Genomic DNA, 11,897 nt, shown 5'->3' with positions numbered 1-11,897 from the left:
CCGCCCCCGGGCCGCGCCCCCGCCCACCCCCCCGGACGGGCGCTCCCCCCCACACCCCGGGGGCCGGGGAGGGCGCGCCCCTGCCATGCGGCGGAGCCGCATGTCGGTGGTGTGGGGAGGGGAAAGGGATGACGTGACCAGCGCCGGTGCGGCGACACGCTCCGGTGAGGTGAACGGTCATCCGGCTCCGCCGGATATGGACATCGGGGTCGGCGCCGCTCGGCACGGGCGCCCGGCCTTGATCCGTTCCACCGCCGCCAGCAGATCCGCCTGCCGCACCCGCGGCCGCCCCGTCCGCAGCACCTCCGCCGCCGCGTCGATCACCGCACGGCGGATATCGCGCCCGGTCACCTCGTCGACCCCGGCCAGCCCCTCCGGTGAGACGTCCTCGGCGAGGGGCAGCGCCTCGGGCAGATGACGCCGCCAGATCCCGGCGCGCGCCGCCTCGTCCGGCGCCGGGAAGCGCACATGCCACACCCGGCTGTCGAACGCCGTGTCATAGCTGGTCACCAGGTTGGTGGCCAGGACGACCAGCCCCTCATGGCTGTCCAGGGCGGTCAGCATCTCGCTGCGCATGGCGTTCACCGCGTGCTCCGAGCCATGGGTGGTGGTCTCGAACCGCGAGGACATCAGCGCGTCCGCCTCGTCCAGGAAGAGCACCGCGCCCTGCTCGCGCGCCGCATGGAAGAGCGCCGCCAGATTCTTCGGGCCCTCCCCGTGGTACTTGCTCTCCAACTGCGAGGCGCGGGCCTGTATCAGCGGACGCCCCAGCCGGTGGGCGAGGGCGTGGGCGGCCAGGGTCTTGCCGGTGCCGGGCGCGCCCTCCAGGTTGATCGCCGAACCGGGGTGCGGCTGGATCTCGCGCAGCCCCCACTCGTCGAACAGCACCCGGCGCTGCTCCACGGTGTGCACGGCGCGCAGCAGTTGGTCGAGCGTCCGGTCCGGGAGCACCAGCCGGTCGAAGGTGTACAGCGGTGGCGTCGCGGTGAACCGCCGCGCCCGCTCCGCGATCGATGGCTCGTCCGGCCCCGCTTCCGCTTCCGCTTCCGCTTCCGTCTCCGCCGTCGGGCCCGCGCGCGGCCCCGACTCCGCCGTCCCCGGCGGTTGATTGGTGACGGTGACGGTGAGCGGCCGTGGTCCGCCGCGGCCGCTGAACTCCTTCGCGGCCTCGATCAGCCGGGTCCGCAGCAGCGCCGCCTCCACATCGTCGGTGCCGCCCGGAATCCCGGTGACGGCGAAGGCGGTACGCGAACCCCTTCCCAGGTTCCTCACTGGATCTCCCCCCTCGAACGCCGGCCGCGCCCCGGACCCACGGACCCGGCCCCGGACCCTCAGCCCCAGACCGCGACCCGGTGGTGTGTATGAGCGCTGCGCACCCGCTGCTCGGCCTGCTTCCCCTCGATCCGGCGGCTTTCGACGAACTGCTCCCGCGAGGTGTCGAAGAGCCCCTGGATATAGCTGACATTGCCGTTGCGGATGGACTCGGAGACGGTGACCGCCCGCAGATCGGGATCGGTGTGCAGCCGCTCGCTCCGGGACCGGAACCAGTCCGCCAGGAGCTCGATGGTCACGCAGACGACATGGACCACCGCGACCGCGCCGATCCCGCCGAGCGCGAGGAGGACCATGCCCAGCAGGCTCAGCATGACGGCCCCGCCTCTCCGAAGATGATGAGGTCCTTGTCCCCGAAGGCCGCGCACAACTCCTCGTCCAGGCGCCGGGCCCGGCAGACCCAGACCGGGGCGGACGCCTCGGTGTCGCTCAGCGGGACGCCCTCCTGGTTCAGGAAGAAGGTCTGCACGAGGAACACCGGGCCTTGGCGCCGCCGCAGCACGGCGCCGGCGGCCGCTTCCGGCGCCCGCGGGCGGTTGCGGACCAGGAAGGAGACCACATCGCGGTAGCGGAGGACGCCGCGCGGCGATACGCGCCGGGCGCCCCGCCCGTGCTCGCGCTCCCGGTCGCTCCCGGCCCCGGGGGACCGGCACTCGAGCCGGGCGTCCGTCCCGCGGAGCGTCACGTCGAAGGTGCCGAGGAAACGGTCGTCGGTGGCCGTCTCACGAGCGCCGCGCTGGTCAGGCATGGGCTTCCCCCGTCTTCCGAATCCGTCGTCCGAACCGGTCGTCCGAAGAGGCGGGCCCCCGGCTCCCCCGGCGAGGGCCCGACACCGATCCTGCGCGCCTCGCGTGTCGCTTTTCGTCCCCCGGGACGGTGGGAAATCCGGGAGATCGCTGTCGGCGCCCGTGACGACAGAAACCGACATCCGCGCGGGCCCTCGTCGCGCGGGCCCTCGTCGCGCGGACCGTCGTCGCGCGGGCCGTCGTCGTGAGGACCATCATCGCGCGGGCCCTCGTCGCTCGTCCCCTCATCGTGCGGGCCCTCATCGCTCGGCCCCGCCCCGGCGCGGCGGATGCGCCCCCATCTCGGTCAGCCGGCGCAGCAGCAGATCCGGTTTGGTGTGCCGGGAGCATACGTACATCGCGAACATCATGCGGATGTCGGCCGGTTTGGAGTTGATCCCGCAGGCGGTCATGGCCCGGTCTATCTGCGTACGGACCGTGGAGACCTTCACATCGAGGTGGGCGGCCGTCTCCTCGTACGAGTACCCGTCCGCGTACCACTCCAGCGCGCGGACCTGGCCCTCGCTCAGCCCGGCGGCCCAGGGGGAGAACACCACGGGCTCATGGGCGGGCGGCTGCTCGGCCGACGAGGCCATGTAGAGCGCGTCCAGCAGGGTCAGCTGGCCGAGCCCGGCTCGGGCGCACTGCATCCGGAAGTCCCGCAGATCCTCCCCGTAGCGCTTCTCGCTGACGCCCAGCTCCTCCAGGATCCAGGCCACCCGGCCGCCGCGGGCCGTGCGTCCCAGCAGATCGGCGAAGTACGGCGGCACGCTGAGCCCGCATTCGCGCACCGCCGTCTCCAGGGCGGAGGCCAGATGTGGTTTCAGCCAGTGCGGATGGTTGCGGGCGTCCCATACGGCATTGGCCAGGACCGCCGCGCCGACCGTCTTGCCGAAGACCGCCTTCGCCCCGCACACCCAGGGGGCCACCCGCTGGCGCCACTGTTCGGCCGCCGTGCACACCACCACGTCCGAGCGGCGCACCAGATCGGCGAACTGTTCGGCGGTGCCGACCCCCATCATGTCCGCCACGCACACGTCGTACTCCGCACCGCTCACCTCGAGCTGTTCCACGGAGTCCACCTCGCTGACCACGGTCAGCCGTGGATCGGCGTTCAGCGCGGCCACCAGGCCGCGTCTGGTCATCTCATGGTCCTCGACCACCGCCACCTGGAGTGGCTGCTTCGGTCCGTACTCGGCCGACTCGTCTCTCATCCGACGCCCCCTTGACTCGGCTCGGTCGTGTAACTCGGCTCGGTGTTGTTGTCCCGTTGGATCGGCAGGGTGAGCGTCACCTGCGTGAACCCGGCGACCGACCGCACCCGCAGCGCCCCGCCCCGCTCGCGCAGCAGGCTCTCGTGCAGCGCCAGCGACCGCATGGCGCCGACCCCGCGCGCCAGCACCCCGGGCGGGAAGCCCACGCCCTCGTCGGTGACCACCAGCTCCACCAGCTCGCCGCCGTCGGCGTCCTCGACGAGGTCCACATGCAGCACCGCGTCATGCACCCCGGCGCTGCGCGGCACATTGATCAGCAGGGCGCGCAGCGCGGGCTCCAGCAGCTCCACCTGGGACGGCAGCACCCGGGCCGCGGCGCCGACCACCCGCTCGGTGACGATCGGCTCCACGGTGAGGGTGTCGTTGGTGGCCAGGGCCACCTGCCGGTGGACCATGCCGATCAGCGGCACCGACTCGCTGAACCGCCCGGTGCCGATGAAGGTGGCCAGCCGCTCCCGCGCCACCACCGCCGATTTGCGCAACGAGTCGATCTGGTCGGGGTCCGAGGCGTCGATCCGCTGGACGGCGTTGAGGGTGTGGCCGAGGTGGTTGTGGAGCTCGATGGCGAGCAGCTTGCGCTGCTCCTGCTCATGCAGCTGAAGGCTCATGTCACCCAGGTCGGCGGCGAGTTGCAGCAGGAACGCGGCGCCGCGGCGGATGAGATACGCCAGCGCCCCGTAGCCGGTGAGCCCGATGAGCACATCGGAGCGGGTCAGCGCCGCCGGGCCGCCGTCGCCCAGGGCGACGACCGCGGCGTAGGAGGCGGCGATCGCGCAGGTGCCGGTGATCAGCACCCGCCGCGGCTGGCCGAGCGCCGAGCCGATGCCCGCGGCCGAGATCTGCTCGGTGGTCAGCACCAGCAGCGGGGCCATGTCCTGTGACCGGTGCGCGCCCATGACCAGCGCACACGCCCACAGGAACGCCACGGCCGAGCACAGCTCCACCCCGGCCGCCACACCGTCGTACGTGGTCGGCGGCGGGCCTTGCGGATCGGGCCGGACGCCCGCGCGCTCCCGCTCGGTATCGTCCGCGAGCACCCGCCGGTGGTTGCGGACGATACGCGCGACGAACCACACGGATTCGGCCACCACCGCTATCAGCAGCAGCAACGCACCGCCGCGGTGCGGCAGATGGCCCGCGATCCCCGGAACCGTCACCGCCAGCTGGATGCCGTGCATCAGACGGAAGATCAGCAGGATGCGCAGCATCTGCCATTCCATGTCCCGGCGGGCCAGCCGGTTCCGGTCGGCCGGCGGTTCGGCGACCTGGTGATATCCGTCGGTGGGGCGCGGCGCCCGCCCACGCCCCCGCTGTCGTTCCTCGCGTGGCCACCGCCACGCCCATGCCCATGAACGCGGCCGCAGCCGCCCCCGTAACCGAGCCACGTGCCCCCCGATTTCCCCCGGATTCCAGTGTGCGGTGGCCGGGGGCGGCGCAATAGGGACCCTTGGCCCTGGGGGACCCGCGTGTGCGGGTACGCGAGGGCGCTCGGAGGCATACCGGGGGCGCGTGACGCGTCCTCTTCCACGCCGCCCCACCGCACCTGCGGCGCCTCGGGCCGTTACGCCTCCCGCGCCGCCAGGCTGGCCCGCACCGCGCGCACAAGGGCCTGCGCACGCGGGTCGGCGGTGACACCGCGCCGCATACCGTTGGTGACGTAGGCAAAGCCGATGCGCGCCTCCGGGTCGGCGAAGGCGAGGGAGCCACCGCGCCCCGGGTGGCCGAAGGAACCCGGCCCCAGCAGCGGGCAGGCCGGGCCGTGCAGCATGTAGCCGAGGCCGAACCGGGTACCGACGACCAGGACCCGGTCCGGACCAGCGGACTCCTCGGTACGGGCCATCGTCAGCGTCGCCGGGGCGAACAGCCTGCCCCCCGAACGGGCCGTACGGGCCGAGGGCAGTGGGCCGATCAGCGCCGCGTAGAAGCGGGCCAGCGCTTCGGCGGTCGCCACCCCGCCCGAGGCGGGCAACTCGGCGGCCAGATACGCGGGGTCGTTCTCGTCCGGCAGCGGTGTGATCGCGGCGAACGCCCGCCGGGTCAGCGACTCGGGGTCCCGGTACGCCTCGGCGACCGACCGCTTGGGGCGCAGCCGCGGCCCCTGGGCGACGGGCGCGGAGAGCGCCTCCACCGCCGCGATCCGGCCCACCCGGCCCCGCTGCTCCTCGGGCAGCCCGAGCCACAGGTCGAGCCCCAGCGGCCGGGCGATCTCCTCGGCGATCCAGCGCCCGATGGTCCGCCCGGTGACCCTGCGCACCAGCTCGCCCAGCAGCCAGCTGTACGTCTGGGCGTGGTAGCCGTGGGCCGTACCGGGCTCCCATACGGGCTGCTGGGCGGCGACGGCCCGCGGCCCGGATATGCCGTCGATGGCCTCGGCGGGGGTCAGCGGGGTGTCGAGCACGGGCACGCCGGTGCGGTGCGCGAGGAGATGGCGCACCAGCACCCGCTCCTTGCCCGCCGCCTTGAACTCCGGCCAGTAGGTGCTGACCCGGCCGTCCAGGTCCAGCTGGCCGCGCTGGTGCAGCAGCAGCGGCACGGCGGCGGCCACGCCCTTGGTGACCGACCGGACGATCTGGGCGGTGTCCTGGACCCAGGGCTCGGGGCCGTCGCCGGACGCCTCGGGGCTGTTGTCGCCGTCGTTGTCGGGGGTCTTCGTACCGCCCCACAGATCGACGATCTTCTCGCCCTCCCGGTACAGGACCACGGCCGCGCCGCGCTCACCGTGCCGGGCGAAGTTCGCCGCGAAGGCGTCCCGGACCGGTTCAAAACCGTCCGCCACCGTGCCCTGGACGTCCACCACTGTCCGACTCCCGCCATGCCGACCCGAGCGTGTGTGCTGTGTTTCTCTTATGGTGCAACGCCCCCCGCGTGAGGATCATGCCGGGGCCGGGCATGATCCCGGCGGACCCGCCGCCATGGGGCGGCGGTGGTCCCGGAGCCGACGAGAAGGGGCACATGGTGCGGAGATTCGAGGGCTACGCGGTCATGCTCACCGGCGCGGGGCGCGGGATCGGTGAGGTGACCGCCCGCCGGTTCGCCGACGAGGGCGCCCGGGTGCTGATCACCGACCAGGACGGTGAACGGGCCGCGAAGGCCGCCGCTTCCATACGGGCCGACGGCGGCGAGGTCGAGTCGCTGGGCTGCGACGTGGCCCGGCGGGCGGACATCGAGGCGGCCGTGGCGCACGCCGTAAGGAGCTTCGGAAGGCTGGACGTCCTGGTCAACAGCGCCCACTCGTGTCACGTCGACACCCCGCTGTTCGAGGACCAGGCGGACGACGAGTGGCAGCAGGACATCGATGTCACCCTCGGCGGCGCCTTCCGCTTCTCCCGCGCCGCGCTGCCGCATCTGGCCGCCGCGGACGGCCGGGGCGCGATCGTCAACGTCGGCTCGGTCAACGGCCTCCAGGACTTCGGCAACCACGCCTACAGCGCCGCCAAGGCGGGCCTGGGCAGCCTCACCCGCACCCTGGCCGCCCACGCCGCCGGCCGGGGCGTCCGCGTCAACCTCGTGGCCCCCGGCACGATCCGCACCCCCGGCTGGGACGGCCAGGAGGACACCCTGCGCCGCGCCGCCGAGGTCTACCCCCTCGGCCGGGTCGGCGAACCCACCGACATCGCCGCCGCCATCACCTTCCTCGCCTCCTCCGACGCCGCCTGGATCACCGGGATCACCCTCCCCGTGGACGGCGGCATCACGACCACGAACGTGGCGGTGCGCAGGGCCTTCGGTCACTCGGAGACGCCCAGCGAGACATAGTCGTAGCCGCCCTGCCAGGGGTCGCTCGTATAGACGTTGGTCAGCCGGGAGCCGCGCCAGAGCACGCTCTTCTGGAACAGGATGGGCAGATAGGCGGCGGAGTCGGAGATCCTCCGATTGATCTGCGCGTAGTCGTCCCCGGCCTTCTCCGGGGCCTGTTCGGCGATCGCCGTGTCGAAGAGGTGGTCGATCGTCGGGTCGTCCACCTCCGCGACATTGAGGTTCGCGGTTCTCTCGATGAAACGGCTGTCGGCGAGCAGCTGGAGAAAGCTCTGACCGGTCGGGAGGTCGGAGCTCCACCGGTAGATGACGATGCCGTACCCCTTCTTCTTCACCACCTCGGGTGCGCCCAACGTCTCGCTGTATCGGGCGAAGTCGACCTGATCGATATCGGTGTCGATACCGACTTTTTCCAGCGACGACCTGAGCGACTCGGCGACGGCCACGTCGGCTGGGCGGTTATTGCGCACCGCGATGGTGGTCGTGAAGCCGTTCGGCTTTCCGCACGCCTTCAGCTCTTCTTTCGCCTTGGTGGCGTTCGGCTTGCCACGCGTCTTGCGCGTCTCGTACGGGTCGTAGGAGGAGTCGGAGCCCGTGATGGTGGACGGGAGCATATGGGGTGCGATATCGCCGGAGAGCACACCACCGGAGGCGGTTTGCATGTTCTCTCTGTCCGCCGCGTAGAGGACCGCCTTACGGCAGTGGACGTTGTCCAGGGGTTTGACGGAGCGGGGGAGGGCGGCCAACAGGAGGCCCTGGGTGTACGGGTTGTCCAGCCGGGCACTCAGGTCTGAACTGCTCCTGGCCTTGGTGAGGGCGGTCCCGGTGAGCCCGGAGGATTCCAGGTCCAGGTGGTACTGGCCTGAGAACAGTGCCTCGGCCTTCGCCTGCTCATCGTCGTTGACATTCACCGTGATCCGGTCGGGAAGAGCGGCGCGGATCGGGTCGGACGACCGCTTCCACTCGGTGTTGCGGACCAGTTCCAGCGATTTGCCCGGCTGATAGGAGTCGAATTTGTACGGCCCCGAGGAGAACGGCCTGTTCGTGTACTTGCCCTTGGTGTCCTTCTCCTTTTTCACGGGGGATCCGGACGGTGTGGCGAGCATGCGCTCGAAGTCGCCGTTGAGCTTGGGCAGTTTGAAGACGATGGTCCTGTCGTCCGGGGTCTTGATGGCCTTCAGATCGGAGGTGCCCTTGTACGGGCCTTTGTAGGTGAGGTCGGGATCGAGCGCCTGCTGGAGGAAGATTGGGCCACCCGGGATGTCGTTCTGGGCCCAGACCCGCTCAATGCCGTATTTGATGTCATAGGACGTGATCGGGGAGCCGTCCTCCCAGGTGATCCCGTCGCGCAGAGTGTAGGTGTACGTCTTACCGCCGTCGGTCACCTTGGCCGTCTTCTCCGCGAGGTCGGGGACCAGTTCGGCGCCGTCCTTACCGGGCTTGGGGGCGTAGGTGACCAATTGGCGGGCGTAGTAGCGGGAGAAGTTCCAGACGAAGCCGAAATAGGTGCGTTGGGGGTCCCAGTAATCCGCGTCGTTCTGGCTGATGAACTTCAGCGTCCCGCCCGGTTTCGTCGAGGCGTTGACGACGGAGCCCTTGGTCGCGGCGTTGTACCCGGAGGTGGGGCCCGGCTTCGGTTTGCCGGACGACTTGGAGGTGTCGCGCCCGGTGTCGCGCCCGGAGTCGTCCTTGGAGGAGCCATCCATCCAGGACATCGCCAGGGGCACGCCCGCGGCCACCAGGGCCACGAAGAGCGCTCCCGCCAGCCCGTAGGTGACGGCGCGGCGGCGGCCCCGAGCGGCGCCGCCGGGGGAGGGAAGCGGGGCGGGCGACGGCAGGGCCATCGGCGACCAGGTGGGCATCGGCGGCACGGCGGGCGGCGGCGTGGGCGGCGTCGGCTCGTGGTCGTACGGCGGGGGTGCCGGGCCGAAACCGGGCGGTGCCCAGGCGGCGTTACGGGCCAGGGCGAGCCCGCCCGCCGTATTGCGGTCACGCTTCTGCGGCAGCGGCCGCCCCTTGGCCCGCAGTGCCGCGTACACCTGCGCGTAGACCGTGTCCAGGTCCAGCAACTCCGGCCCGCCCGGCACCCCCTCGCGCAACAGCCGCAGCAGCTCACCCGTGAAGGCCGTATGGGTCTCACCGGGCGGGGCGAGCGCGAAGCTGGTGTCGGGGACGGAGGCCAGCAGATAGGTGCCCTCGATCTCCACCTGGTCGATGACCGCCTCGGCGCTCGCCGCGCTCATGAAGCCGAGCACGCGTCCGCTGAAGCAGCAGTCGAGCAGCATCACCTGACGCCCGGCCCGCCCGTCCAGCACGACGTCGCGCAGCGTGCCGTACGGCAGTCCGGTGTAGGAGCGGTGCTGTATGGACCCGGTCAGTCCCAGGAAGAGCTCGCCGCGGCGCGGTTCCACGAGGCCGTGTCCGGCGAAGTACACCAGCAGGGTGTCCGTGGCCTCCTCGGCCGCGGTCCGGACGGCCTCGAGGACCTCGACCGCGGTGCTGGGGTCCTCGATGACCGTGCAGTGCTCGGGCCTCAGTCCCCAGGAGCCCGGGGCGCACAGGGCCGCCGCCAGCGCGCTCAGGTTGTTGGCCACCGCCGGGATCTGCTCCAGGTGGGCGTAGCGGCTGGTGCCGATGAGCACCGCGCGGCTGGCGGCCGGGTCGGGCAGAACGGCCACGGCTATCGCCCTTCCCCGCCGCCCTGACGGTCCGGTTCGGGTTCCCGTTCCGGTTCGGGGGCCGCCGGGCGCTCCAGCGCGTCGATCAGCCGCCGCAGCTCCTCGTCGCCGCCGCTGTCGATGTCGACCGTAAGGTCGCCACGGCGCACGGTGATCCGTTGCCCGTGCGGCCGCGTCTGCCGCCAGGTGGACAGCGCCAGCGCGAAGGAGGCCGCGCTCCAGGCGTTGTCGGTGATGAGCTGCAGCACATCGGTGAGCACGCCCATCTGGCCCGGCGAGGGCTCGGCCTGGACCAGCTCCACCCGGGCGCCATGGCGCGCGCCCGGATCCCGTCTCAGCCAGTCGTGGAGCGAACGGAGCTCCGCCTCCCCACCGGTCACCGCTACGTCGATCCGCACCAAGTCCCCCTTGTGACGACGGTCTCCCGATTCTGTCGTACCCAGAGCCGCCCGCGCAGGATCAACGGAGCGCAGGGGCAACGGAGTACGGGTGCGACGGAGTGCGGGCGCGACGAGTGCGGGGCACGCGCGACGGAGTGCGCGGTCAGCCCGCGTGCAGCATCAGCCCGATGCCCGCGACCATCAGCCCCGCCGCCGCGATCCTCGGACCGCCGAACCCCTCCTTGAAGAACAGCGCGCCGATCGCCGCGCCCACGATGATCGACGATTCGCGCAGTGCCGCGATCGGGGCGAGTTCGGCCCGGGTCTGGGCCCACAGGACCAGACCGTAGGCGGCGACCGACAGCAGCCCGCCGAGCAGTCCGCGCGCCGCGACCGGCCGCAGCTGCCGGAGGAGCGCACCGCGCCGGATCACCAGGGCGCAGACGGGGATGGCGAAGCCCTCCAGGATCATCAGCCAGGCGATGTAGCCGGGCGGGCTGCCGGAGGCGCGTACCCCCAGACCGTCCACGACGGTGTACGCGGCGATGGACAGACCGGTGGCGATGGCGGCCGTAAGGGCGAGCCACTGCGGCGCGCCCCCGCCGTTCTCCCCGTTCCCCTCGCGCTCGGCGTGCCGCGACCCCCTGATGCCCCACAGCGCCACGCCCACCAGCCCCGCCGAGGCCAGCGCGATGCCCGCCGCCTGCCAGCGGTCCGGCCGCTCGCCGACGAAGACCGCGGCGGCCACGGTCACCACCAGCGGTGCGGTGCCGCGCGCGATGGGGTACATCTGGCCGAAGTCGCCCAGGTGGAACGAGCGCATGAGCAGCAGCTGATAGACCACATGGATGGCCGCGGAGGCCAGCAGATACGGCCAGGCGTCCGCCGCGGGCAGCGGGGTGAGCGGCAGCAGCGCCAGCCCGCACAGTGCCCCGCCGCCGCCCACCAGGGTGAAGGCGAGCAACTGGTCCCTGATGCCGTGCGCGATGGCGTTCCAACTGGCGTGGGTGACGGCCGCTATGAGTACGGCGGCCGCGACCAGCGGGGTCACGCGGACCGCTCGCGCACATCCACCAGGGTGGCCTCGGCATGCGCGATCAGGGCCTTGGGGCCGAGCGGGAAGACGGTGTGCGGATTGCCCGCCGCGGCCCATACGGTCTCGTGGTCCAGCAGCCGGCGGTCGGCGAGGACGCGGGTACGGGTGCGGTGGCCGAAGGGCGGCACCCCGCCGATGGCGTAGCCGGTGGTCTCCCGCACCAGCGCCGCGTCCGCCCGGCGGACGCTCCCGGCGCCCAGTTCTCGCCGTACGAGCTCGACGTCGACCCGTGACGCCCCGTCCATCAGCACCACCACCGGCTGTCCGTCCGCCTCGAAGACCAGCGACTTGACGATCTGGCTCAGCTCACAGCCGATCGCCGCGGCGGCCTCGGCGGCGGTACGGGTGGCGTCGGGGAACCGGCGCACCTCGACGTCCAGGCCGAGCTCGCGCAGGGCGTCGGCGAAGCGGGGGTGGGCGGCGGTGTCAGGGGTGGAGTCGACCATGGAACGACGCTATCGACGCCCCCGCGCCCCCCGCCAGGACTTTTCCCGCCGGTGGCATGCGGGCCCCGTCGACCGGCCCGACCCGCCGACCGGCCGAACGCGAAGCACGCCGGGGGGGGGGCGGAGCCCCGGGCGCGCGCCGCGGGCGCT

At 72.2% G+C, this 11,897-nt stretch carries 11 protein-coding genes; 1 reads left to right on the top strand and 10 read right to left on the bottom strand.

Annotated features, from left to right (window positions below):
* Positions 1–177: 177 nt before the first annotated feature.
* From ACFXB5_RS38420 to ACFXB5_RS38395, 6 genes are all read right to left on the bottom strand, one after another.
* Positions 178–1,272 carry an ATP-binding protein gene (locus tag ACFXB5_RS38420; protein WP_385217241.1) on the bottom strand — a complete coding sequence of 365 codons (1,095 nt, stop codon included), beginning with the start codon at positions 1,270–1,272 and terminating at the stop codon, positions 178–180.
* Between the two features lie 59 nt (positions 1,273–1,331).
* A complete protein-coding gene (locus ACFXB5_RS38415) occupies positions 1,332–1,646 on the bottom strand; it encodes a hypothetical protein (RefSeq protein ID WP_344317262.1) in 315 nt (104 codons plus the stop codon).
* A complete protein-coding gene (locus ACFXB5_RS38410) occupies positions 1,640–2,080 on the bottom strand; it encodes a hypothetical protein (RefSeq protein WP_385217238.1) in 441 nt (146 codons plus the stop codon). The genes ACFXB5_RS38415 and ACFXB5_RS38410 overlap by 7 nt, the downstream gene beginning before the upstream one ends.
* A gap of 297 nt (positions 2,081–2,377) precedes the next feature.
* The gene (locus ACFXB5_RS38405; RefSeq protein ID WP_385217236.1) at positions 2,378–3,331 is read right to left on the bottom strand and encodes a sigma factor-like helix-turn-helix DNA-binding protein; all 954 of its coding nucleotides are present in this window, start codon (positions 3,329–3,331) and stop codon (positions 2,378–2,380) included.
* The gene (locus tag ACFXB5_RS38400; protein ID WP_385217233.1) at positions 3,328–4,599 is read right to left on the bottom strand and encodes a hypothetical protein; all 1,272 of its coding nucleotides are present in this window, start codon (positions 4,597–4,599) and stop codon (positions 3,328–3,330) included. Before ACFXB5_RS38400 ends, ACFXB5_RS38405 begins: the two co-directional genes overlap by 4 nt.
* Before the next feature lie 353 nt (positions 4,600–4,952).
* Positions 4,953–6,188, bottom strand: coding sequence for a serine hydrolase domain-containing protein (locus ACFXB5_RS38395; RefSeq protein WP_385217230.1), 1,236 nt, complete (start codon positions 6,186–6,188; stop codon positions 4,953–4,955).
* 158 nt (positions 6,189–6,346) lie between these two features.
* Here ACFXB5_RS38395 and ACFXB5_RS38390 point away from each other — a divergent pair, with 158 nt between their 5' ends.
* Complete coding sequence (locus tag ACFXB5_RS38390) at positions 6,347–7,147, top strand: SDR family NAD(P)-dependent oxidoreductase (RefSeq protein ID WP_385217278.1); 801 nt, start codon at positions 6,347–6,349, stop codon at positions 7,145–7,147.
* On the opposite strand, the gene ACFXB5_RS38385 is transcribed toward ACFXB5_RS38390, so the two are convergent.
* The 4 genes from ACFXB5_RS38385 to ACFXB5_RS38370 all read right to left on the bottom strand — a co-directional run bounded on the left by ACFXB5_RS38385 (position 7,120) and on the right by ACFXB5_RS38370 (position 11,747).
* A complete protein-coding gene (locus tag ACFXB5_RS38385) occupies positions 7,120–9,825 on the bottom strand; it encodes an ABC transporter substrate-binding protein (RefSeq protein WP_385217227.1) in 2,706 nt (901 codons plus the stop codon). The genes ACFXB5_RS38390 and ACFXB5_RS38385 overlap by 28 nt on opposite strands.
* Positions 9,826–9,827: 2 nt before the next feature.
* Positions 9,828–10,223, bottom strand: a complete 396-nt coding sequence (locus ACFXB5_RS38380) for a hypothetical protein (RefSeq protein WP_385217225.1) — start codon at positions 10,221–10,223, stop codon at positions 9,828–9,830.
* 145 nt (positions 10,224–10,368) lie between these two features.
* On the bottom strand, positions 10,369–11,256 hold the full coding sequence (locus tag ACFXB5_RS38375; RefSeq protein ID WP_385217222.1) for an EamA family transporter: 888 nt from the start codon (positions 11,254–11,256) through the stop codon (positions 10,369–10,371).
* Positions 11,253–11,747, bottom strand: coding sequence for a YbaK/EbsC family protein (locus ACFXB5_RS38370; RefSeq protein ID WP_385217219.1), 495 nt, complete (start codon positions 11,745–11,747; stop codon positions 11,253–11,255). The genes ACFXB5_RS38375 and ACFXB5_RS38370 overlap by 4 nt, the downstream gene beginning before the upstream one ends.
* Positions 11,748–11,897 lie beyond the last annotated feature (150 nt).

Source organism: Streptomyces sp. NPDC059455, from assembly GCF_042750115.1.
GTDB classification, from domain to species: Bacteria; Actinomycetota; Actinomycetes; order Streptomycetales; family Streptomycetaceae; genus Streptomyces; species Streptomyces endocoffeicus.
Note: the sequence above shows the minus strand (reverse complement) of the source record. Positions and strands in the feature narration are given on the sequence as shown.